The organism is Pelistega indica (assembly GCF_000506865.1).
GTDB classification, from domain to species: domain Bacteria; phylum Pseudomonadota; class Gammaproteobacteria; order Burkholderiales; family Burkholderiaceae_B; genus Taylorella; species Taylorella indica.
This window is the reverse complement of the sequence record NZ_AYSV01000043.1, coordinates 20,393-44,904: the sequence shown is the minus strand read 5'-3', so window position 1 is coordinate 44,904 and position 24,512 is coordinate 20,393. Positions and strand designations below refer to the sequence as shown.

Sequence of the window (24,512 nt, the reverse complement as noted above, 5' to 3'; positions counted from 1 at the left end):
TTCAACCAACTTCTTTATAATGTCGATAAATGTAATCCCTCGATACGCCCATAATTTTGCATGCTTGCGACACATTTTTTAATTGCTCTGCTAAATTAAGCAGTCCTGCTTTATGTTTAATCACATTATTGGTAGTATGTAACATGAGAGTTTCCTTTTGTTTGTTTAAAAGATTCGCACCTCTTATTCAAACGGGAAACTCTCTTTTTTGCAACTCATTTGTCAGATTTGGTCTGAACTTCTACATGTTATTTACAACACCCCACTGATTACCCTTTCTCTTTTTTCTATCACTAGCTTGTCCCATTCCTGCTTGTATTCTAACCACTTTCAGCAATTCCTTATCTTCCATTTCTGCCCCCTTTTTTCTAAGAAAAATCTCTACAACTCACCCCTCTACTAAAACAATATATAACATGCTTTTATCAAGCTAAAAAGTAAACTAGTTCTTTCCCTTATAACCTTAGAATCACGTCTTTTACACTCCTTTTCTATATCCTCCTCCTATTCTGCTAAAATAACAAACATCTATTATTCAAATCACCTATACAACTATGCAAAACACAACGCAAACTTCATCTGACGAAATCGACCTATTCGAGCTTTTTTCTACCCTATGGAAACAGAAGCTGTTGATTATTGCTGTCACTTTATTAAGCATTATCCTAGCAGCTATTTACGCCTTCACAGCAAAAGAAGAGTGGACGAGTAAAGCTCAAATTATGGTACCTAAGGCTGTTCAACTAGGCTCTTATTTAGAGGCGGAGCGTCGCTATTATCGTTTTAGTGGTTTAGAGTCTGACTTTGATGTTAATGGCGCACTTAATAATTCTTTTCGACTTTTCTTACTAGAGCTACAGTCTAGCGACAATAAACAAAAATTCTTAAAAAATTCTGCCTATGGACAAAAAATCCTTGCCAATTTAGATGATGAGACTAGCAAAGAAATAGCTATCAATAAACTAGCAGAAAAGAATCTCTCACCGAAACCTCTGAATAAAGACACTAAGGATATATTAGAAGTAACCTTTACGGCAGATACAGCAGGAGATGCACAAAGCACCCTACAACAATATCTAACTCAAGCAAATAGCCTTGCACAAGTAAAGATTTTTGAAAACCTATTTGAGCGGACTCGCGAACGTATTGCCACATTACAACAACTTGCCATCAATACCCAAAAAGATACTGATCAAAACAAAGCCAACTATATTTTGACACTTAAGCAAGCTCTCGCTGCTGCTCAAACAGCCAATATCATGGAGCCTGTAGGACAAACACCGAGTGCCAATTTATTGCTTGACTTCACAAACAACAGTGCATTATTTATGTTAGGAACCAAATATTTACAAGCACAATTAACCGCATGGGAAAATAATCCTACCATTTATCCAGCCGCTTATTATCGCTATTTACAAAATATCGACGGACTCAAGCCAATCCTAAACATTAAACCTACTGGTGTAGCCTTTGACTATCTACAAACACCGTCATTACCGCTCACCAAAGATAAGCCTCGCAAAGCATTAATTCTTGTTGCAGGTGCGTTAGTGGGGGTTATTTTAGGCTGTCTATTTGTCTTACTGCAACAAGCCATTCGCTCTCGTCGTCAAACGAACTAGTTAGTATTGACCAGAGACAAATTAAAAAACCGTTAATCTATTTGATTAACGGTTTTTTTAAGGACGAAAGAGCAAAAGCCTCCTTCAATACTACACACTCTGCTGTTTGAAGTCTATTCAATACTTAAGCCATGATATTTTTGACCTAAGGCAATATTCGCCTTAAAGAAACCCTCTTTACTCCCACAGTCATAACGAATTCCCTCATAGTTATAACCAAACACAGGGCGAGTTTTTAACATTGAGGCAATACCGTCAGTCAATTGAATCTCACCACCTGCCCCACGACCAATATGGCGTAAATGCTCAAAGATTTCTGGCTCTAATATATAACGCCCTACGACAGCATTACGTGACGGCGCTTGCTCTGGATTGGGTTTCTCTACAATACTCTCTACCCTCATCGTCCGCTCCGCACAAGATTTACCTGCAATAATCCCATACTTTTTGGTATCCTCTAAAGGAACCTCTTGTGTGCCTAATACACTCCCACCTTGAGCATGGGCAACTTGAATCAACTGTTGCGTCACAGAAACATCCGCATCAATCAAATCATCTGCTAATAAAACGGCAAAAGGCTCATTGCCAACTACTGGCTCTGCACAGAGAACCGCATGCCCTAACCCCAATGGAGCAAATTGTCGAAGAAAAATACAATTCACATTATCAGGTAATATCCCACGAACAATATTCAATAACTCCGTTTTACCTTTATGCTCCAGTTCAGCTTCAAGTTCTGGCAAACGATCAAAATGGTCTTCAATCGCTCTCTTATTACGACCAGTAATAAAAATCAAGTCTGTAATTCCTGCTTTTACAGCTTCCTCTACGGCATATTGGATTAATGGCTTATCCACCACAGGTAACATTTCTTTCGGCATTGCTTTAGTAGCAGGTAAAAAACGTGTACCTAAACCAGCAACAGGAAATACCGCTTTATGAATGGGATTCATACTAAAAACCTCAAATAATAGAAATTAACAATTATCAAAACAAAACATCTTTATAATACTTATTATAGTCAATGAGTACACAATCACCTCATTATTTGACAAAATCAATTCTAATTTTTCACAAAGTTTATGGCTCATACTTCCATTACCCCTCTACACCAACTTGACTCTTGGCATCAATTTACTCAAGCTGTTAAATCTGCCCCTTTGAATAAAGAGGCATTACGTTTAGTCAAGTCAGCAGGATTAACCATTGATTTAAGTGCTCAACGTTATTCAAGCAAGTTACAAAGAGCTGTTGCTCAGTTACTAGACGACAGACAGTTCTGTCAACAGCGTCATGCACTGTTCCATGGAGAGATTTGTAATACAACGGAAAACCGTCCTGCTTGGCATACCATGCTACGAGAGCCTCAACCTATCGCTGAAGTAGCCGAGGAAAGAAAACGGGTATTGGAATTTGTGCGTCGTACTGATAGCGATCGTCGTTGGCGAAATATTGTTCACATTGGTATTGGGGGAAGTGATTGGGGTGGGTTCGACTCGCCACTAGTGCCTTTGGTTATGCTAGTACTTGGCGTAATATTCGTTTTGTCTCCAATATTGACGGACATGCCATTGAAGCAGGTCTTGCAGGGCTAGACCCTCATGATACGCTTATCGTTGTGGCAACTAAAACATTTACCACGGCTGAAACACTTGCTAATGCTAATAGAGCAATTGAATGGTTAACCGCAGCGAATATCCATAATCCATTTAACCAAGTAATCGCAGTGACCGCTAAACCAGACTTAGCCGAAAAATGGGGGATTCCAAAGCATCAGATTTTCAAATTCTGGGACTGGGTGGGGGGGCGCTTCTCTCTATGGTCTGCTGTAGGTGTTGCTGCTGGATTAACTGTAGGGTCTGAAGTCTTAGCAGGGTTACAAAGTGGTGCTCATGCAATGGATCAGCATTTTTTACACTCTCCTATTGAAGAAAATGTTCCTATTCAAATGGCAATGGCTGAAATTGCTAATCGTAGTGTTCTTGGCTATGCTTCTCGCAATATTGCCGTCTATGACTCACGCCTTGCCAATCTTATTCCCTATCTCCAACAATTAGAGATGGAGTCCCTTGGTAAATCGGTTGATATCAATGGTCAAGCTATTGATGTACCAACAGGCCCTGTTGTATGGGGAATGCCTGGTACAGATGCACAGCATACTTTCTTCCAATGGCTACATCAAGGGACAGATGGAGCACCAGTTGACTTTATTGTTTGTCAATCAGAAGATCATCATTGGAAAGAACATCACCAGCAATTACTCGCTCACTGCTTAGCACAAAGAGAAGCCCTCTTAAATGGCAAAACAGAAGAAGAAGCCTATCAAGAAAATATCAATGCAGGCATGTCAGAACAACAGGCAAGACTCTTAGCTAAACACCGCAAACAGCCTGGAGGTCGTCCATCTACATTAATTGTGTTGCCCAAATTAACCCCTTTCGCCTTAGGTGCGTTACTCGCCTTATATGAGCATAAAGTTTTTGTGGAAGGGTTAGTTTGGGGGCTAAACCCATTTGACCAATGGGGAGTAGAGTTAGGAAAAGTATTAGCGAGAGGGATTGAACAAGAATTAAAAGGGGCAGCGACAGCTACCCCACATAATAAGTCGACTCAATATTGGATTAATAAATTTAAAACATAGTTATAATCAACGTATTCTTCAAAAGCTTAGAAAATTTTATAAGTAATTCTCAACTTATTTTTCAATAAATATCGTGATAGTTCTAAACTACTCCTAAGAACTTAAAGCAAATTAAAGATAAAACGTCTCTTGTAAGTAAATTAACGAAAATCTTAGCTTTAGTTTGGTCTAATTTTCAAGAGAAAATTACCCATAATAAGTTTTCTGATCAAAAGAATACACACACACGCAACAATAGGAATTAATAAGTTTTGCAAGGATGATCTAGGTAGAAATAGGATATTCAAAAATAGGCTATATTTGATAAATTGAATATCTTTATACCGACTTTTATCAAGATAACCTAACATCGCACCAAACAAAATCATCCCCACCAGTACTCCAAAATCTCCCCATCCGAGTATCTGCTCAAAATCACCAACTAAAGTCCAACCTAGACCCTTACCTTGTGCATACTCCTCAGTATTAACTGTAAAAGCCAAATAATCACCAAAAAACTTAAAAGTCTGCTCTGCACTTCCCAGATTAAATATATCTAACATAAAATTTAGTCCTGGAATAAATACCTGATAACTTAGATAATCTGGGAATGAGTACAGTTTCGATAACTCATAAACGATAAAACTTACGCCTTGTTGATGAAAAAAGCTTCCTAAAAGAGAAGAGAGCGATATATTTGTATTTAAGCCTTCTGATCGGAGCAAAAACAACACTTGAGCCAATATCACCAACAAACAAGCCATCACTGAAAACTTTACTAAACTAATCTTCTTTTTTTTAGTATATAGACTAATACTAAGTAATAGTAAACAAAACAGCATTCCTCTTTGTCCGATGAGAGCTAAAGAAAAAGCTGAGATAAAAAAAGTAAAAAAGAGTAAGCGTTTTTCAAGTCTAGAATAATGGAAAATATAACTATAGCCAAAAACAACGGGCAGTAGTGTTGTCATATACCCAGAGAGTCTATTCAACATACTAGGGTCAACTACTTTCATCTGGTTGTATATATAGAACCCTAAATAACCAGACTCCTTGATATAAGACGACGCCATATATAAATCAAGCATAAAAAGCCCAATATATATACAGACATAGGCCAGAACCCAGAGACTTATTTTTCCATTCGTGCGATCACTGGTCTGTTGAATAACCGTGTTTTTCTTACCAACCAGCAACGCTACAGTGAGTACTAATAAATAACACAAAAAAAATAAAATAAGAATCCTCTAAGAATTGCTCAAGCTCCAACGAAAAATCAATCATATAGTTCGTAAACAAGATTGATTCTAAGGGAATTCCTAAAACATAGGCTACCGTAAGCCCATGCATAAATACAAATGCAGTCAAGAACAACAGTAACGTTAATGAAAAATACCCTTCATAACGATAAACGATACTTACAACAATTGTAAAAATAATAGGTATTAAGTAAATTAGTGCTTCCTCAACTACTATTTGTGTACTGATTAAAAGATAACAAAATCCTATCAATAAATCTATCGCTACTAAGCACGCTAGTACTTGCCTTTTTTTTATCATGAGTATTTTGCTTATGTTATATTTTACGCATTAAATTTCTCAGTTAATGCTAATGCATCTCGCATTGAATCCTCTATTGAACAATATTTCCAATCACCATATCGCCCCATCACAAAAACATTGTGCTTTTGCAATTCTGATTTCAATAGTTGTTTCGTTTCCTCTAATTTGGAATCAACATGCACGTACGCAGGATCCATCATAATGGTTGCATGAGAGAGCAATTCATTATCCTCATCAACAATTCCTAATTTTTTAAGATTGATAAGGGTGAGTTTCAACTGCTCATCAATATCAATCTGTTGATTAGCACTTAAACCGATTTCAACATACATACTCAATTTATCACTATCTAAGATATTGTCATAAAATCCAACTCGATAGAAATTAATGTCTTTACTTGGAATATACGCCCAGTGAATATCTTTAATCGACGATTTTTTGGCAAAACCTAAATTAAAAACTAAAACTTTATTCCAAGAGAGAGTATTAATAAACTCTTTGTATGATGTATTACCTTCAAATAATCCTAAGAACTGGTTTAGCGGTGAGGAATTAATAATGTACTCAAACTTAATTTGACGATTCTTATTTGTTGTCGCTACTTTAGTCTCTAAATTAATTGAAGTTACCTGCTCTCCTAAAATGATTTTATCTCGGTCAATTCCTTCCGATAAAGCATCTACAAAAACCATTGCCCCACGTTTAGGATACATAAACTCTGCATTATAGCTACCACTATAATCATTTTTAAAATTTCTAATGACTTGACCTATATCTGCATAAGGGAAAAATCTTCCCATTGCATCTTGATCTAACATATCCAAGTCACATGCATACAATTTCTCGTTATATGGTTTTAAGAATTTCTCTGTGATAGAAATCCCAAATTTTCCGTATAACATTTGCAGGAAAGACTCAAATACCTCTTTAGACCCTTGTTTCTCTCTAAAATACAAATCATATAAGCAATCTATAAACTCTGATTTTTCCAATTGATGAATATTAGCCTGAAAAGGAAAGTCAATAATAAGACCGTTATAGAAAATTTTTGTACACTTTTTTTTGTAAACTAGCTCATCATCTTTAATCTTATTTTTGAAAAAATTCTTTATCTTATCCGTTGCAAAATGGAAAAAATGCCCAGCATAATCCCAAATATAACCATCCTGATAGATTGTTCGACAAAATCCTCCCGGCTCTTGTGACTTTTCAACAATCAAGTAGTCCTTATCGTTTATAAAATTGGCGAATGTAAGACCAGATACCCCGGCACCAATTACAAGATATTTACATGTCTGCATTAATACTTTCCTTTAAGATAATCTGCTGTCCCTTTATTCATAAGTGCCAAAAATTGCCAGAATGATTTATTCTTCTTATACAAAGCATATTTTTTTATACTAAACACGATGTTGAACGCGTAAGCTTTATAGGCAAATAATTTAGCAAAGGCTGCCCCCTTAGAGTAAATCAGGTGATCATTAAAATCAGTTCCTGAGCTCTCTGCTGGATGAATAACAACAGGGATAGGTGCATACCTCAAATTAAGCCCTTTATCTAAAGCCTCTTTTAAAAAAATAATTTCATCATGTATTCTATAATGACTTCCCAATCCAAATAGCTTATTAAGCCGTAACTGTGCTTTATTGATGGCATCTCTTCTAAACGCTATTTCGATAGAAGCACATTTCAAAATACTTCTCCAGCTATGCTTCATGGGAACATCTGGATAACCCATGTTAAATTTATTTCCTTCGGGTGTCTGAATTTGGAAAGTAATGATATCGGCCTCAGGATATTTTGCAAACTCAGCCAAAATTTTCTCTTCATACCCAGGCAAATACTTCACATCATCATCTGCTATCAGGCAGATATCGCCTAGCGCATTATCAATCGCAAGATTCCGACTATTAGAGGAACCACGGTCAGTCGTACTAATCATTTGAATCTTACCAGATGTTTCACGCCCAGAAAAATCAGATTGATTAATTAGCAACACATCAGAAGTAATTCCCTTTTCATCCCAATTAATATCCGAAATCTTTTGCTTATGCATTGTTGCCATTAAAATTTGAAAGCGCATTATTTTTTACCTTTATATTTTAAAAAAAAGTTTCTGCCATTGATGCATAATAATCTCAATATTATAATCCTTAGCACGACTAAATGCTTTTTGCTTTTGCTTCCTTTGTAGTTCTCTACTCTCTAGCAATTCTATTACCGCTGCTGAAAATGCATTTGCATTATCATCTTCAACAAGAACACCACCATTATTTCCTTTTAGAATGTGCTGTAGACCACAAGGTACATTATAAGCAATAACAGGAACTGCTTTTGCTAATGATTCAAGGCAAACCATCGAAAAACCTTCATAATATGAGGCAAGCAAAGTTAGAGAATATCGCCCATAATGATTCTCTAAGTCTTTTAGGGGCTTCTTAATCGTCACATTATCTGTCAACTTTAGTTCTCGAATTTTCAATAACAGTGTTTCTTCTTCACTACCAGAGCCATAAATATCTAAATGTGCATCGCTACACTTATCTACTACGAGCCTCCATGCATCTAACAACCTAGCATGTCCTTTCAAAGGAATAAGGTGGCCAGCACTTACAGCTGTTTTACTATTATTAAATTGAAAAAATTCATCATTCAAAGGGGTACAAACTATAAAGTTCGGAATGATTTCCAGAGGTATTGAATAGTTCAGCAACTTGCTTTCTTCTTGTGTCAGAAAAACCAATACATCAAATTTTTTGGAAAAAAAATGAAATTTCTTTAATCTTAAAAACCATTTAAGCTTCTGAAAGAATGTCTCACTATGCCGATAGCAATAGACAATTTCATTTAAAATTCCATGACATTCACCTACTTTAATACTACTGTCGGTTAACTTTGGAATGATAGCAATATCATCCATCAAAATAGATATACAGTAATCAAAAGCAGTTTCCGATACAATTTGGTTTAATTTAGTCATTAGATAGGCATTAACTTTTCTAAAAGGAATAATTCTTTTAAAAAAACTCAATTGCTCATAGCTAATAGGATAAGGGGCATCCAAATTAATCTGTCTGACTCGTGAGTCTAATTTAAAAAAATTTTCCCTATTCTGTTGTCGATATGTAACAACAGTAACTTCATAGCCACACTCTTGGACATAGTAATTAATTTTATTAACAACTACCCTTTCAATACCTCCAGAGGTATCTAGTCGAGGGATACAATATAATAACTTCACTAGTCACCCTTCCTCATCTGATTATTCTGTCACTTTTTCTTTATAAACGTAAAAATATAGTATCGCAATTAGCACCACACTAGCCAAAATATTAGCAAAGGGAATATATTCTATACCGATTCTAGATACAATGAACAATACAACAAAATAAATTATCGTTGTCACTATTGTTGCATAGCTAACAAGCTTTCCTTTATTAAAATAGACCAAATAGTTCATTAATAGCAAGTAAGGCAACTCCAGCATTGCAACGACTAAAAACAATATTAAATAATACTTAATTCCACTAAATGCTCCCCCTATAATATAGGTTAATAACGTCTCAGGAAACACAAATGCAACTATCATACTTGGTAACGGTACGATAATCATACACCATTTTACTAGTGCTAATAAATCTCTATTACTCATTGTTTTTTGCTTTAGTTTTTCAAATAGAACCGGTGTTAGTGCTGTATTTAATCCAGCTATAACCACTAGAGCAATGGTCGATAACTGATAAGCCACCGAATAAATACCCAAATCTTTTTCTGTATACAAGTTGAAAATGACTATCTTATCCAACTGAGACTTTGTTAGATAGATAATGCCTGTCAAAAACAATGGTAAACCAAAAGACACTACATAAGTAACGCCAATCTTATACTGTCGACTACAAAAAAAAAACTTTTCGATTATTTCTATAAAAGAATAATGCCGTACTAAGTAGCACGACTATAAGAGATGAAAGAGCCATTGACAACAAACGATTTTCTGGCGTTTTACCACTATACTCAAATACGAGTAACGTAATAACCACAGAAAACAAACCAGTCACAATTTGTAACAACGCATAGAGAATAGATTGCCTATCCATCTGAAGTAATGCCATGTGCATCGTAAATATATTTTGTAGCACTGCACACGCTAATATTAAATAGAACTGTTTCTCTAGACCTAGAAAAAAATATAATCCACCAGCAATAAGAACAGAAAACAGTAGTGTATAAATATGACCACTAACAACGATTAAATTAATCGCCCGTTGTCCATACCGATGATAATATCTAGCTAGTGCTTGCCATTGATTCAGACCAAGCAACAATGCCAAAAAGGGAATTATTGATAGATAAAAGGACAATACACCAAAGCCATCTACACTTAAACTCCTTGTTAGATAAGGAATCAACAAAAAGGGAATGGCCTTAGCTACAATTTCACCAAAAATATAGATTAAGCTATTTTTCATTATTAATTTTGTTAAATTACGCCCTCTTTCGTATCCCTTGGACAATATAGCAAATTAGAAAAATAAACGATTTATGGTAACTTAATTTCAAATAGTTCCTATATATCTTCCATTGCCATGTAATCATTTTGAATTTACTAGAAGACAACGAATTCTTACGAACTAGGTAAAAGCATTTTACACTGTTTCCTGGTACACAAAAGGCTACGATATTTTTTCTTAATATCTCTAACCAGAACACATAATCTTCATGACCAATTTTTTGGAACCGGGTATCACCAATAGCCGTTCTAGTAACCATAGCTGTTAAATTACCAATATAATTACTCTTAAGTAAATCATTAAATGTCAATTTTGCAGGAGGATTTACGATTGACAATTGATTCCCTGTATATTCTTGAATTCTTACATATGGCATATAAGACAAGGCAACATTATTGGTTTGCATAAAAGCTAACTGATCTGTTAACTTATCCTCGCCCCACCAATCATCTGCATCTAAAAAGCATACATACTCTCCGCTAGCTTCCTTAATCCCTCTATTTCTAGCAGCTGCAACACCAGCATTCTTCTCTTGATTGAATAAAAAAAATCGAGAATCTGCTAAGCAGAACCTTTCCGCTACCTCTATTGTCTTATCAGTGGAGCAATCATTAACAATCAATACCTCAACATTTTTGTGCTGTTGTCTTTGGATTGATAGTAAGGTTTTCTCAAGAGTTTTTTCCGCATTGTAAGCAGGGACTATTATACTGACTACTATATCATTCATATCTTGATTTTACTCTGCGCTAATTATCTTGCACCAAAACCCGTTAACATTGTCTTAATGGTCTTAAATACAATCAGAACATCCAGCCATAGAGAAAAGTGTTTAATATAATAAAAATCAAATTCTACTTTTATTTGGGTATCCTCAACATCAGCAGTATATCCCTGCATAACTTGAGCCCACCCTGAAATACCTGGTCGCACAATATGACGATAATTATAAAAAGGAATACTCTTCTCGAATTGATCGACGAACACTTTTTGTTCGGGACGCGGACCAATCAAACTCATATCCCCTTTTAGTACATTAAAAAACTGGGGCAACTCATCAATTCGAGTCTTTCTAATAAACTTACCCACTCTAGTTACTCGCATATCACTAGCGGAGGCAAATTTGGCACCATCTTTCTCAGAATCATGAGCCATGCTACGGAACTTATAGATATTAAACTCTTTCCCACCTTTACCAACTCGCTTTTGAATAAATAAAGCACCTCCTTTACTCTCAAGCTTAATGATAATAGCCGTAATCAGCATAATAGGCAACACAATCGGCATAACAAATAGAACAGCAACGACATCTATAAACCTTTTAATTAAAGAGTATACGGGCGATGGTAATAATGATCCCAACTGATTCTCATACATATGTCGAATACGAACACGCCCTGTTAATGACTCTTCTACCTGTTTTGCATTATATACAGGAACTCCAGCCAACACGCAATTAGCAAGGAACTTCTGCCATTCTGGACTTAGTTCTGATGCATACAAATCTGCTACAATCATATTGTAGCGTCGTTTTTCTACTGCTTCTGGATTCTCTATCACAAACCATGTTGCTTGTGTAGTCTCAAGCAAATACAATGCCTTACCGACAGGTACTAATGCTATTTTCGGAATAATCCAACGCCTACCTAAAAAATAACCGACAAACGCATATGCCAGACTGAACAATAGACTTATCATTAGAAAAACAATAGAATAGTCCAACCTAAATATAAAAAATAATACAAACAATACACTATAACAAGATAATATCGCTGAAATAATAAAGCCAGACGAACGATCACCTGGAAATTTTAATAGCATTCTCAATATAATGAGTGCCAACGCATTACTGACTATAACACCCAGAAAAGAATTCAATTGCGTATCTTTTGGTACAACAAAAAAATAACTTCCCCACATAAGGAACGCAGGAAATACCGCTGACACTAATGTCATAATAATGATTTGCGTTGTAGTACTAAAAAACAAACGCTCGTACCATTTTGAATGACGTTTATAAAGGTTAGTATTATTTTTCATAATGATTTCTTAAGTTTTTCCGCATTATACAACACTTTGGCATTAAATTTTTTTAATAATTGTATTATATATTCACTTAAAAACCTTCATGTTTTTTATCATAAAGTACTAGATTTCGCTAAAATAACTAAATTTTTATGGATTAAGACTATGAATATTCTCATCACTGGCGGGGCTGGTTATATTGGCTCACATACTGTCGTTGAACTACTCAATACACAATACCGTGTTTTTATCTTGGACAACTTTTGTAATAGCACGCCTAAATCTTTAGAGGCAGTTAACAAAATTACAAACAAGGATATCACCTTGATTAAAGGAGATATCCGTGACCGTGCATGTCTAGATAAAATCTTTACTCAGCATAGGATTGATGCCGTGATTCATTTTGCTGGCTTAAAAGCTGTAGGTGAGAGTGTACAGAAACCTCTTGAATACTATGATAACAATGTATCTGGTAGTATCACTTTACTTGAAGCTATGCGTGATGCTAGCGTATTTAAACTTGTTTTTAGCTCTTCGGCAACAGTCTATGGAAGTCCAGCAGAAATTCCAATTTCTGAGTCCTGTCCTACGGGCAATCCTACTAACCCTTATGGTATGTCAAAATTAATGGTAGAGCGTATTCTAGAGGATACAGCTCTATCAGACAATCGTTGGTCAATTGCTCGTCTACGTTATTTCAACCCTATAGGTGCACATCCCAGCGGACTCATTGGAGAAAATCCTAATGGCATCCCTAATAATCTCATGCCATTTATTACACAAGTCGCTGTCGGCAAATTAAAAGAACTCGCTGTATTTGGTGACGATTATGATACATATGACGGCACTGGGGTACGAGACTATATCCATGTGGTTGACTTGGCACAAGGACACCTTGCTGCACTCAACTATCTTGATAGCCATAATGGATGCTTTACTTGGAATCTAGGTACAGGTCAAGGTTATTCCGTCCTTGATATGATCAAAGCTTTTGAACAAGTTAATGGGGTAGCCGTACCTTATAAACTCGCCCCTCGCCGTGCAGGTGATATCGCTGAGTGCTGGTCAAACCCAACCAAAGCAGAAAACGAATTACATTGGAAAGCAAAATATACGCTTAACGATATGGTTCGTGATAGTTGGAACTGGCAACAGAAAAATCCTAATGGCTTTGAATAGAGTTTTTTCACAACAATCATTAACATTAATAATGAACTACTATGAATAATACAAGTTTTGCTGATGAGGCAATCGCTTACTTCACTCTAGCAGAAAAATTTTTATCTCTAGTACAAAGCTCTACCCATATGATAGTAACGACAAAAAACTCCTTGTGGATTACGACTACACATGATGCATGTACGCCAGAGGGAGAACAAGAATTCAGAGAGACATATCAATGGACAGACACTGCCATCTCTATACCTATATTATTTAATTTTTATCATGGTATTGAATTACTTTTAAAGGGATACCAACAACTTCTACAAATAATAATAAAAAATAACTTTACACATCATATCAGTACTCTTTTCACTAATATTAAAGAGAAACTATCTGATAATCATAAAATTATCCAATTGCTAACACCTTATATCCATGACATCCCTCAGAACTCTATCATAGATAAATTCCTGCAAGATAATAACTCTACTATTGATAAATGGTATGAGCTCTTGAAATATCCCACAAATAAGAAGAAAAATCATAATCTGTTTTCCCACTTTGAACTCAAATATGGTGGTAATGATGCCCTTCCTTTTTGGAAAGACATAGAATATACGGCGAAGGAACTTATACACACAGCAGTTAATGACTACAACTCTTACACTATTAAAGATTCTTCATAGAATAGCAGTGACGTCATTCTCATTAATATTAGTCACTTTTTGATTAATTCCACCAAAAAATAGGGTTATATAAAAAATAAAATAAACAATCATTTGATGATGCTCTAGGAACACATCTGTCAGACCAAATACCACCCACCCTGCAATCATTAAACACCCTAATATTGAATAGCATCTAATCGAATCATCAGGGTAACCATATTTACGAACAAAAAGAGAAAAAAAGTAAAGATAAAATCCCAAAATAACTATTAACGATGAAAAAATTCCTCTTTTAGACGCCTCATTAAGAATTTCATTGTGAGGATGACGATGTAATACAACAGATCTTGCCTCCTTTTGCTCAACAAACAATTTCATCCTCTCTCTATAACCATCAGTTCCCCACCCAACAAAAGGTTTTTCTTTAATTAAATTAATTGCCAATCGCCACATCTCAAAACGCCCTCCAATAGAAGTAAGTGACGACTTAGCATTAGGCTCATATTTTTCAACCTCTGTAATTGCTTGATGAATCCTTTTTTCAATTCCTATATTAGGTACTAAATAAACAAATCCAACTAATCCTATGGTCACAGTAAATAAGATGCATAAATCTCGCAATATCTTTGAAGAGCTACTAATCAAAAATAAAGAGATAATAGGAATTCCAACTAATGGATAAAGCCACCCTCCTCTAGTTCCAGATAAAATGGAGGCCACTATTCCAAAAATAACACCTAACAGTAGGCCACTCTTAAGTAAATACTTTTTCAAAACAGACGACTCTTTAGGAAAAAATATCAACCCTGCAACACAAAAAAAAGCCACTAACATTCCAATATTACCAAACCGTATTGGATACAATCCTGCTCTTTTATAATAATGCACATCATATACTTGATAAACCGCCAACACCCCCATTGCTATTGCCCCTAAGGCAATACAGACCATCAAAAAGGTTCGATTAACCCTGATATAAGTCATAGCATATACAATAGGAATAGCTAATAGAAATCGAGCTGGCGACTCATAGTCCCTATCCCCATGCCCTCCAAAGAGATTAGCCAGAATGACCACACAGGCATACAACAAGAAAATAACCGCCAGTGGTCGACCTTTGGAAAAATCAATGTCTTTTCTATAACGAATGACTACGTAGATGCTTGTTAAAAGTAACAAGATAATTGCCACGGTATAGCTATCCTTAACTACCATTCCAAAAACGAAGAAGATAAAAATACTTAAATGGACAAAATTAGAGGCCGTAAAAAGCGCTTTTATTCGCATGAGACTCAACTTAGTAAGTTATTGGATGTCGCTATTTCTAAAATACTCAAGACTAATAGGCGACAACACACCTATTTTAAAATTAAGGCTTATTATAGCAATTAGCCTCGGCATTAGATATGCTTCTCTCTAATTTTTTAATTGATTGCCTAATGAACAACTTATTTTGACCAACCTACAACCTAAATAACCATTAGCACTACCACAGCCCTTTTCATGGGGCGTATTTTAAGGGGTGGATATAAAAGTCCTCAGATTACCAATTTACTCGCATTTACGTTTACAATACAGAAACTATCGTCTGGATTTCAAGATTACATTTCTGGACAATACTAGCTTAATTAACACACAGGTTAAGAATGAAATTTCATTTAGAAAACGTTGGAAAAATTACATCAGCTGATATTGAGCTAAAACCATTAACTATCTTTATTGGTCAAAATGGCACTGGCAAAACTTATGCAGCAAGTGCCATTTGGTCTATCGTTCGCTATATTAAAACGCAACCTGTCAATGCTCTTCTATCAAAAAGTACTTATACTCATTACAAAAACATCGTAGATACAGTCTTACAAAACTGGAAAGATTTTAATAAAACCTCTTTTACTTTAGATGCTAAAGACTTAGAAGCATTAGCACAAGATATCCAAAAGACCTTACTCAGCAATGGTAGCGCATTACTAACAAACACTTTTAGTGCTGACTTTTTTCAGCATGCAATATTACAATTTGATATCCCAACATATCAATCATTTAATGTCACCCTATCTTTAAAACCTTCTACACCATTAAATGATACTTATCATGAAGACAAAAAATCTTAACCAAAAAATAAACATCTGTTTTGAAGTGGATAATAAAAACCAAATAAATCAAACACTTCTTATTCCTATCCCCAATGATACGCTAAACAACGCTACTATTTTTAATAAAAATAATGCCATCATTGACAGCTTAACTAACGCAATTCTAAGAAAAATAGTACAACTTGTTGCTTTCCAACAAAACCTGAATTTACTAGAACAAGATGTCTATATTCCGGCTGCACGTACTGGATTAATGTTTGGATTACATGATATCGTTCAAAGCACTCTTGAACGAGATAATGCACAACTAAGCTTTTTATCTAATAAGGAGGTGAGCTCAAACTCATCTAAACTCACGGCACCCATTAAAAAGTTTATCAGTGATCTTAATCGAAGCTCTCGCTTTGGTCTTTGGCATCTTGATTCAGAAGAAACGCCATTAACTAAATTAATGGAAGGTTCCATTAATTTTGATGAAGAAAAATCATCCTTTGAGTTTCGCCCCAAAAATCTCAAATCAACTTTGCCTTTGGCCGCTTCCTCATCATTAGTCACTGAATTAGCCGCATTTGATATTCTCTGTTCTGATGTCATTTTTAATGCCCCAGAGTTTCTTATTTTTGAAGAGCCTGAAGCACATCTACATTTATCAGCACAACGAGATATAGCAAAAATTATTGTTTCTCTTGTTAATCAAGGCACGCATGTTTTATTAACTAGCCATAGTGATACATTCTTGCAGCAACTCAATAACCTCATCTTATTGCATCGACTCAAAGAGACTAATATGCCCTATCAATTAGGCATTAAAGACAATGAAATGATTGATGAGGAAAAGGTAGCTCTGTACGATTTTACTAATCAGGAAGGAAGAACTATGGTTAAAAATATTCCTTGCTCAAAATATGGGTTTATTGCTCCATCACTTAATGAGGTGTTAAAAAGCCTACAACTTGAAACAACTGATATTTTGAATAAAATTGACGAATCTGAGTAGGAGGAAAAATGCAACCATCAGTTGAGTTACTTGAAAATTTGTTTAATTCAGACTTTGTTACTTTTAAGACAGGTGACTTCTATTTTGAAGAAACAAAAGATCAAGGCAAGGGCAAGTGTACTTTTTTCTCCAAAGAGCCTGTTTTATCCATCAAAGCACAAAACAAAGCACCATTAATCTGGTCGCTTAAAAACAGACATTGTGCTGAGGGGGCATTTCTAACATTTCAGGCCCATGGCAATCTCTTACATCTTATTGAAATGAAGAGCACTTTAAGAACAAGAGCATGGAATACCGCCAAAAAACAATTTGAAGGAATGCATTTATCAGCATTAGCGATTATCAAGCTCTTGCAATTAAATGACCCCATCCAAATAAGAGCTTATATTGTATATAGCAGAGATGAAATGAGAGCTCCTGATGTATCAAGCTATGTCATTAATAAACCATTAGTAGGCGAAGTGAATAAGTTCGATGGTCATGACTGGACACACAGTGAAATCGAACTTAATTACAATCAAGAAGCGCAACTTATTAAAATTCAACGAGACCATAACGGTGACGCTGATGCAAGACATATCTCTCTTAACCACTAAATTAGCGGTTACTATACAGTATCAGTTGGCGCTGTAAATTGTAAATTTCAAAAAGTCTACTCCATCCTTTCCTCTCATACCAGCAATTTCTCCCTCAACATGCATTGATTCAGCGTAAAATACTAACATCTACTTAACAGTTACCTCTCTATTTCCCAATGACTCATTTTGTCTCTATTGATGTTGAACTGGCCAATAATAATCTCACCTCTCTTTGTCAGGTGGGTATTGCGATTTTCGAGGAGGATCATATTATTGAAACATGGGAGACGTTAGTTAATCCTGAGGAGTTATTTTCTCCGTTTAATATCAAGATTCATGGCATTACAGCACGTCAAACATATAAAGCCCCAAAAAAATCTGAGCTATCTGAACGCCTAACCCACTATTTAGCGGGGCAGCAAGTAGTCTCTTATGGTTTATTGGATAAACAGGTCATGCGACGTAATTATCCTGATCTTGAAGTCGCTCATTGGTATGATGTCACAACCATCGTGCGTAAGGTCTGGCCTCAATTTTCGAAAGGTGGCTATAGCTTAAATAAAATGGCGGAATTTTTAGGTCTGGAGCAAGAAAAGCATCATAATGCTCTAGAGGATGCCATTATTTGTGGCGAAATTCTCTGCGAAGCTCTTTATGAAGCCGATACGTCATTAACGGTATGGAAATAGAATCTATACTCGCTTGGGCTTGATAATAGAAAAAAGAGCCAGCAGTAGGTAGCCTTGTACTTTCATTAACCTATCAATTAGGCATTATTCATAGTGTAGCAAGGCTCTCTGTCATACCCATGCTAATTAAAATACTGATCTTAATCCTAGGAATACAAGCACCGCAATAATAGCAGCCGATGGCAAGGTCACTACCCATGCTGTCGCAATGGGTTTCATCAATTGCCAATTGGCATTCTTATTCACCATACCAATACCCAGCACGGCACCTACTAAGATATGCGTACTAGATACTGGTAGGCCCAATAAAGACGCCAACATCACCACGGTAGCGGCTGTTAGTTCTGCGGTAAAGCCTGACGCTGGGTGCATCGCGGCTAGGTTTGTTCCTACTGTTTGAATTACTTCTTTACCGATAAACCATAGCCCCACAATCAATGCGATACCAAAAGTAATCATGACAACAGGTGGAATGGCAGCACTAGAAGATATTTCCCCTGTACGGATCACATCCATGATGGCGGCAAAAGGACCAATAGCATTAGCAATATCATTAGCACCATGACTGAATGCAAATCCTGCAGCGGTAAATACTTGCATCCAGCTAAAGATAATAAAAGTCGATTTAGCTAAGTCTTTGTGTTTGAGCGTTCTCGCATAAATATAGGTTGCCATCCACACCAAAGCACCCACCATACCAACAATTAAGAAATTATGTAATACTGTGAGGCCTAATTGAAGATTATTTAATCCCTTAAACAATAGCATGGCAGCAATCATCATAATACCAAGGCTAGAAATTAATGGTACCCAGTGTTGCAATGCCTTGTAAGCATCGAGTGAAACGCGACGCTTCTCTAGAGCATACAACCCTTTATAGTATTCAGACTCTAATTCTATTTCCTCTTCTAAATTATCTCTTTCACTATAGGTTTGTGCATCTCTAGCCATTGCCGAAGCGACCACTACTTGCTCATGAGCTGATAAATTTTCAAATTTAATACGGTGATTTTCTTTATGCTGTTTTTTCTCTCGTTTTAAATCTTTGAGTTGTAAATCAACCTTATCGTTGTAATCTAATACATAAGTTTTGATTTGCTTGAAAAGAATAAACGACATAATGCCACCTAGTGCTGGTGACAACACCCAAGAAATAGCAATTTCACCAATTTTGCTCCATTTCACAATAGATAAACTCGAATAGCCATCTGTCAGCAAAAAGCCTAATGCTAATGAGCTCCCCACAATCCCCCCAATAATGGAATGGGTCGTAGATACGGGCCAACCTTTTTTCGTCGCAAACAACAACCACAATGCCGCCGCGAGTAGCGCAGACATCATGATAAAAATAAAGTCCATTGGCTGGACTTGTAAGACCTGTAAATCAACAATGCCTGAACGAATAGTTTTAGTAACCTCACCACCCGCAATAACAGCACCTGATACCTCAAATACAGCCGCAACACCTAAGGCCTGAGGAACTGTTAATGTACCAGCCCCTACACTCGTCCCAAAAGAGTTAGCTACGTCATTTCCACCAATATTGAATGCCATAAATACGCCAAACAATGTCGCTAAGACAAACAGCGTAGGATGGTTGCCATTGGTATAACCTAAACCCCAGAATAAAAAATAAGCCACCATCCCGATTAGAGTGGCAGCAAAAACAAAACTAACAATGGGGGGTGTTTGTGTGGCTGTAGTCGTTTTCATAAATGAGGTCTTATTGAAACAAGATGTCATATATTTTACTGTATTTATCGCCTTAGCGTTGAAAAATCATTTCGTTTTTAGAGGCTTATTCACTACAAGTTGAATTTTGTTTCTCAATCAATGCGTTTTTCATAATCACCATAAAAATAATCAGAAAAAATATCCCTATTTCCTCGAGCTAAATCCTACGTATTAAAATCTCATTTCAACGTACTACAAATACAACAAATCTCAAAAAATAAAATATCACTTTTTTATGTCTTCATATAAAATCTCATTGCTAAAATCTGAGTAATTTTTATACACAATCCACACTCCTTTTTCAGGGATTTTTATGCTCAAAAATGCACTAAAAGTGTCTTGCATTTATGCTGTTATCAGCACTAGCCTTTTGATAAATTCCGTATTTGCCACCACTATTGATGACGCTAACATAGCTAACACTGCTAACACAGCATCAGATCAAGCTGTTTATGTGAATGATGACAATTTATTAGAGTTTGACGAAACTCTTAGTAATGTTTGTACTCCCGACCAGAGCCCCAATGAAGTCACTATCCTGAGTTATCATGAAATAACATCAGAAGATAAAGCAATTGATACCACCTATGCGGTTTCCCCTGAAAATTTTGCTGCTCAGATGCAATGGTTACATGACAATGGCTATCATTTTGTGAGTATTGATGACGTCATTGCTTATAAAATGCATCATACCCCCCTACCAACTAAAGCCGTCATGATTACCTTTGATGACGGTTATCGTTCTGTCTATGATAATGCTTGGCCAGTCCTAAAAAAATTCCATATTCCCTTTGTGGATGCCTTGGTAGGTTCATGGTTAAAAGTGGAATCTGGCTTAGTGAAAAACTTTGATAAAGGTCATACGGACAGAAATTTCTTTCTCTCACAAACTCAGTTAAAAGAAATGCTTGAAAGTGGTTTGCTTACTTTAGGTAGTCATACTTTTGCGATGCATGACGGTACCCAAGGTAATCCGCAAGGTAATTTGCAACCAGCCGTCACTACACGGCAATATAGCAATGGTCACTATGAAAGTGAAATTAATTACAAAAAACGAATCACTGCTGACCTTAAAGAAAATAATGATTTCTTAAAGTCATACACGGGTCATGTGCCTAAAGTCGTGGTATGGCCTTATGGACGCTATAATATCGAATCTCGCACAATTGCCGCTGAATTAGGTATGCCTGCTGGCTTAACTTTGGATGACGGTAGTAATACGGTTCATACTCCTTTATGGGGGCTTCGCCGAGTATTAGTCGAAAAAGATTTCACCATTGAAGGATTAAAAGACGAAATTAATTTTCGGAATGCTAATTCTAATAGTGAGGATCGTGTTGTTAGAGCAGCTCATATTGACTTAGACTATATTTATGACCCCAACCCTGAGCAAGAAGAAACAAATCTGAGTGCTCTTTTGGATCGTTTACAAGGGTTGGGCGTAAATACTGTTTATTTACAAGCCTTTGCGGATGCAGATGCAAACGGTGCGGCAGATGCTGTTTATTTCCCTAACCCTTATATTCCCATGAAACAGGATTTATTTAATCGGGTTGCTTGGCAAATTCAAACACGTACACCTGTAAGTAAGGTATATGCATGGATGCCATTAATTGCATGGGAATTACCTAAAAATAACCCTATTTCCAAGAATAAAGTTGTTGCTATAGGTAAAGATGGCCAGCATTTAAATATGGGTTATCCACGCTTAAGTCCTTTTTCTCCTGAAGTACGTGAGTTAATTACCAAGGTTTATCAAAGTTTAGGACGATATAGCTCTATTAATGGTGTGCTTTTCCATGATGATATAACACTTTCTGACTTTGAGGATGATAGCCCATGGGCAAGAGCACAATACAAAAAATGGGGCTTACCTAGTACTGTTGCTGGTATTCGAGCAGACAAAAAAAGTTTTGCCCGGTGGACAAATTTGAAAATTGATTATCTTGATCGTTTTGCTAACCATTTAGCTAAAAAACTAGCCACTGAGCAACCGGGATTAAAAACAGCACGTAATTTATATGCACAAGTAGCCCTTAACCCTAATGCGCCTGAATGGTATGCACAGTCCCTATCAAAATCTATTCGTCATTATGACTTTACCGCCATTATGGCTATGCCGTATATGGAACAGGCAAAAGATCATAAACAGTTTTATAAAGATATTGTCGATCGAGTTAAAGCCGAAAAATGTGGTGTTGAAAAAACAGTGATGGAATTACAAACTGTTGATTGGCGAAAGGATAGTCAACCATTACCAACGGAAGAATTTACTCAAACTATCCGTGATTTATATGACATGGGAATTAATCATATTGCCTATTATCCAGATAATGTCTTTATTAATAACCCAAATCAAAAAGCGACCTTTGATGTCTTTGCTGAAAGACCATATCGTATAAGTCAAACACCTAAAAACAAGAAGGGGTAGTCACCATGCTTTTTAATTCTCATGTTTTACAAATTGTTTGGCATTATCTGCTTGGTTTTATTTTTTTCTATCCCCTCTTTATGTCCTTTTTATGGATGTTTGGTGCCATATTTTTTTATTTTAGAAATGAGTATCGTTCCTTAAAGCAAGATCTTCCCCAAAATCTACCAGACAATTTACCGGGGGTGAGTATTCTAATACCCTGCTATAACGAGGGGCTTAATGTTCAAGAGACAATTACTCACGCACTAGCACTTAACTACCCTACTTTTGAGGTCATTGCCGTTAATGATGGAAGTAAAGATAATACGCTTGCAATCTTACTCAGTATGATGCCTGACAACCCCAAATTAAAAGTAGTCAATCTCGCTGCCAATCAAGGTAAAGCAATGGCATTACAAGCAGGTAGTCTAGTGGCTCAATATGAATTTTTGATCGCTATCGATGGCGATGCGTTGATTGATAAAAATTGTGCCTACTGGATGGTACGTCATTTCATAGAAGCGTCAAATGTGGCCGCAGTGACAGGTAATCCTCGCATTCGCAATCGCACTACCTTACTTGGCAAAATTCAAGTCGGTGAGTTTTCATCAATCATTGGGATTATCAAACGTGCACAACGTACTTTGGGGCGACTATTCACTGTATCAGGCGTTATCACTGCCTTTCGTAAATCTGCCGTCCATCAAGTGAAGTATTGGAGTCCTGATATGTTAACCGAGGACATTGATATCACTTGGAAACTACAACGTGCTGGATGGGATGTCCGTTTTGAGCCTCGTGCCTTAGTCTGGATTCTTATGCCAGAAACACTCAAAGGTCTATGGAAACAACGTTTACGCTGGGCAATGGGTGGCATTCAAGTCATGTTCAAAAACATTTTTGTCCTACTACACCCTCGTCAAAGTTTTATGTGGCCGCTAATGGTTGAATTAGTGCTAAGTTTAATCTGGACGTATGCTATGGTTCTTGTAGGCGTTCTTTATCTCTTTACGACATTTACAAATACTGAATTAGACTTACTATTTACAAATGCCCCTATTCTTCCTAACCAAACTAGCGTGATTTTAATTAGCACCTGTTTACTCCAATTTGCCGTCAGTAAATGGATAGACTCACACTATGATCAAGGTTTAAGGCAAAAATTATTTCTGGATGATTTGGTATCCTATTGTTTATTGGATGATTAGTCTAAGTACAACTTTTTGGGCATTTCCCAAAGTATTATTTGGCAAAAAAGTAAGGGCTCGCTGGGTTAGTCCAGATCGTGGTGCACATCAAACCATTAACCACTAGAGATTATCATGAAAGAACATAACTCTTCTCTACAGACTCCTGAAAAAAACAATGCATTAATTATTAATCAGCGTAAGTCCTTACCTTATAAAAAACGTTTGTATTCTGATATATTGACCATTTTGCTCTGGTGTTTTTGGTTATATTTGTGGAAACCTTTTTTCCTTATTCTATGGAAAATTTTTAAGGTAGATCAAGATGAGGATAAGTTGATTAATAGTATCCTCAATCAAGTTGATTCGCTGACATTTACCCATGCCTTAGAGATGCTAATAGGTACTTCTTTATTGTTAATTATTATTAATAAAATCAGTCGCCGTCAACGTGATTACCATAAGACTGTCTATAAACTAGAAGATTATGCTAACTATTTTGACCTTAAGACAGACAACTTAAACAATGCACAACATGCTCAGACTATCACGATCTATCATGATGATTCAGGTAAAATTATCAATCTTGAGATTGGAACACCAGTACAGAAATAGGTGACTATCCATGTGAAACATCGTTAGCAATGC

At 36.2% G+C, this 24,512-nt stretch carries 22 protein-coding genes and 2 pseudogenes; 11 read left to right on the top strand and 13 right to left on the bottom strand.

Annotation, left to right across the window (positions count from 1 at the left end):
- Positions 1-7: 7 nt before the first annotated feature.
- Positions 8-145, bottom strand: a pseudogene (locus V757_RS18240) (helix-turn-helix domain-containing protein); the annotation flags it as partial.
- Between the two features lie 409 nt (positions 146-554).
- Between V757_RS18240 and V757_RS18235 the strand changes: the two are divergent.
- The gene (locus tag V757_RS18235) at positions 555-1,622 is read left to right on the top strand and encodes an LPS O-antigen chain length determinant protein WzzB (RefSeq protein ID WP_081710635.1); all 1,068 of its coding nucleotides are present in this window, start codon (positions 555-557) and stop codon (positions 1,620-1,622) included.
- 113 nt (positions 1,623-1,735) lie between these two features.
- Here the strand turns inward: V757_RS18235 and galU are convergent, their stop codons facing one another.
- Positions 1,736-2,575: a UTP--glucose-1-phosphate uridylyltransferase GalU gene (gene galU / locus V757_RS18230; RefSeq protein WP_023949837.1), complete on the bottom strand. Its 840-nt coding sequence runs from the start codon at positions 2,573-2,575 to the stop codon at positions 1,736-1,738.
- A 129-nt stretch (positions 2,576-2,704) separates the two neighbouring features.
- Here galU and pgi point away from each other — a divergent pair.
- Positions 2,705-4,263: pseudogene (gene pgi / locus V757_RS18225) on the top strand (glucose-6-phosphate isomerase).
- 158 nt (positions 4,264-4,421) lie between these two features.
- On the opposite strand, the gene wzy reads toward pgi, so the two are convergent.
- From wzy to V757_RS18185, 9 genes are read right to left on the bottom strand one after another with little or no spacing between them, the layout of a single operon-like run.
- Positions 4,422-5,438: an O-antigen polysaccharide polymerase Wzy gene (gene wzy, locus V757_RS18220; RefSeq protein ID WP_245586955.1), complete on the bottom strand. Its 1,017-nt coding sequence runs from the start codon at positions 5,436-5,438 to the stop codon at positions 4,422-4,424.
- Positions 5,425-5,802: a hypothetical protein gene (locus V757_RS18215; protein ID WP_023949833.1), complete on the bottom strand. Its 378-nt coding sequence runs from the start codon at positions 5,800-5,802 to the stop codon at positions 5,425-5,427. The genes wzy and V757_RS18215 overlap by 14 nt, the downstream gene beginning before the upstream one ends.
- Positions 5,803-5,825: 23 nt before the next feature.
- Positions 5,826-7,106: a protoporphyrinogen/coproporphyrinogen oxidase gene (locus V757_RS18210; protein WP_023949831.1), complete on the bottom strand. Its 1,281-nt coding sequence runs from the start codon at positions 7,104-7,106 to the stop codon at positions 5,826-5,828.
- Positions 7,106-7,888, bottom strand: coding sequence for a glycosyltransferase family A protein (locus tag V757_RS0113440; RefSeq protein ID WP_023949830.1), 783 nt, complete (start codon positions 7,886-7,888; stop codon positions 7,106-7,108). The genes V757_RS18210 and V757_RS0113440 overlap by 1 nt, the downstream gene beginning before the upstream one ends.
- Positions 7,889-7,900: 12 nt before the next feature.
- Positions 7,901-9,046: a glycosyltransferase gene (locus tag V757_RS18205; protein ID WP_023949828.1), complete on the bottom strand. Its 1,146-nt coding sequence runs from the start codon at positions 9,044-9,046 to the stop codon at positions 7,901-7,903.
- A gap of 21 nt (positions 9,047-9,067) precedes the next feature.
- Positions 9,068-9,667 carry an oligosaccharide flippase family protein gene (locus tag V757_RS29565; protein WP_023949826.1) on the bottom strand — a complete coding sequence of 200 codons (600 nt, stop codon included), beginning with the start codon at positions 9,665-9,667 and terminating at the stop codon, positions 9,068-9,070.
- Between the two features lie 31 nt (positions 9,668-9,698).
- Positions 9,699-10,274 (bottom strand): lipopolysaccharide biosynthesis protein, encoded by a 576-nt coding sequence (locus V757_RS29560; protein ID WP_023949823.1) that lies wholly within the window; start codon positions 10,272-10,274, stop codon positions 9,699-9,701.
- A gap of 16 nt (positions 10,275-10,290) precedes the next feature.
- Positions 10,291-11,046, bottom strand: coding sequence for a glycosyltransferase family 2 protein (locus V757_RS18190; protein ID WP_023949821.1), 756 nt, complete (start codon positions 11,044-11,046; stop codon positions 10,291-10,293).
- Positions 11,047-11,069: 23 nt separating this feature from the next.
- The gene (locus V757_RS18185; RefSeq protein ID WP_023949819.1) at positions 11,070-12,356 is read right to left on the bottom strand and encodes a sugar transferase; all 1,287 of its coding nucleotides are present in this window, start codon (positions 12,354-12,356) and stop codon (positions 11,070-11,072) included.
- A gap of 150 nt (positions 12,357-12,506) precedes the next feature.
- Here V757_RS18185 and galE point away from each other — a divergent pair, with 150 nt between their 5' ends.
- On the top strand, positions 12,507-13,520 hold the full coding sequence (galE, locus tag V757_RS18180; RefSeq protein WP_023949817.1) for a UDP-glucose 4-epimerase GalE: 1,014 nt from the start codon (positions 12,507-12,509) through the stop codon (positions 13,518-13,520).
- 41 nt (positions 13,521-13,561) lie between these two features.
- Positions 13,562-14,191: a hypothetical protein gene (locus V757_RS18175; RefSeq protein ID WP_023949815.1), complete on the top strand. Its 630-nt coding sequence runs from the start codon at positions 13,562-13,564 to the stop codon at positions 14,189-14,191.
- Here V757_RS18175 and V757_RS18170 read toward each other — a convergent pair.
- Complete coding sequence (locus V757_RS18170; RefSeq protein ID WP_023949813.1) at positions 14,186-15,364, bottom strand: O-antigen ligase family protein; 1,179 nt, start codon at positions 15,362-15,364, stop codon at positions 14,186-14,188. The genes V757_RS18175 and V757_RS18170 overlap by 6 nt on opposite strands.
- A 455-nt stretch (positions 15,365-15,819) precedes the next feature.
- On the opposite strand from V757_RS18170, the gene V757_RS18165 reads away from it, so the two are divergent.
- The 4 genes from V757_RS18165 to V757_RS18150 all read left to right on the top strand — a co-directional run bounded on the left by V757_RS18165 (position 15,820) and on the right by V757_RS18150 (position 18,530).
- The gene (locus tag V757_RS18165; protein ID WP_023949812.1) at positions 15,820-16,284 is read left to right on the top strand and encodes an AAA family ATPase; all 465 of its coding nucleotides are present in this window, start codon (positions 15,820-15,822) and stop codon (positions 16,282-16,284) included.
- Positions 16,265-17,263 carry an AAA family ATPase gene (locus tag V757_RS18160; protein ID WP_023949811.1) on the top strand — a complete coding sequence of 333 codons (999 nt, stop codon included), beginning with the start codon at positions 16,265-16,267 and terminating at the stop codon, positions 17,261-17,263. Before V757_RS18165 ends, V757_RS18160 begins: the two co-directional genes overlap by 20 nt.
- Positions 17,264-17,271: 8 nt before the next feature.
- Positions 17,272-17,859, top strand: a complete 588-nt coding sequence (locus V757_RS18155; RefSeq protein ID WP_023949810.1) for a hypothetical protein — start codon at positions 17,272-17,274, stop codon at positions 17,857-17,859.
- 158 nt (positions 17,860-18,017) lie between these two features.
- Entirely contained in the window at positions 18,018-18,530 is a 513-nt protein-coding gene (locus V757_RS18150) for an exonuclease domain-containing protein (RefSeq protein WP_023949808.1), read from the top strand.
- A 126-nt stretch (positions 18,531-18,656) separates the two neighbouring features.
- Here V757_RS18150 and V757_RS18145 read toward each other — a convergent pair whose 3' ends face one another.
- Complete coding sequence (locus V757_RS18145; RefSeq protein ID WP_023949807.1) at positions 18,657-20,243, bottom strand: inorganic phosphate transporter; 1,587 nt, start codon at positions 20,241-20,243, stop codon at positions 18,657-18,659.
- 334 nt (positions 20,244-20,577) lie between these two features.
- Here V757_RS18145 and pgaB point away from each other — a divergent pair, with 334 nt between their 5' ends.
- From pgaB to pgaD, 3 genes are all read left to right on the top strand, one after another.
- Positions 20,578-22,695 (top strand): poly-beta-1,6-N-acetyl-D-glucosamine N-deacetylase PgaB, encoded by a 2,118-nt coding sequence (pgaB, locus tag V757_RS18140; protein ID WP_023949805.1) that lies wholly within the window; start codon positions 20,578-20,580, stop codon positions 22,693-22,695.
- A 5-nt stretch (positions 22,696-22,700) separates the two neighbouring features.
- Entirely contained in the window at positions 22,701-23,885 is a 1,185-nt protein-coding gene (gene pgaC / locus V757_RS18135) for a poly-beta-1,6-N-acetyl-D-glucosamine synthase (protein WP_245586954.1), read from the top strand.
- A 114-nt stretch (positions 23,886-23,999) separates the two neighbouring features.
- Positions 24,000-24,479, top strand: a complete 480-nt coding sequence (pgaD, locus tag V757_RS18130; RefSeq protein ID WP_023949803.1) for a poly-beta-1,6-N-acetyl-D-glucosamine biosynthesis protein PgaD — start codon at positions 24,000-24,002, stop codon at positions 24,477-24,479.
- Positions 24,480-24,512: the final 33 nt, after the last annotated feature.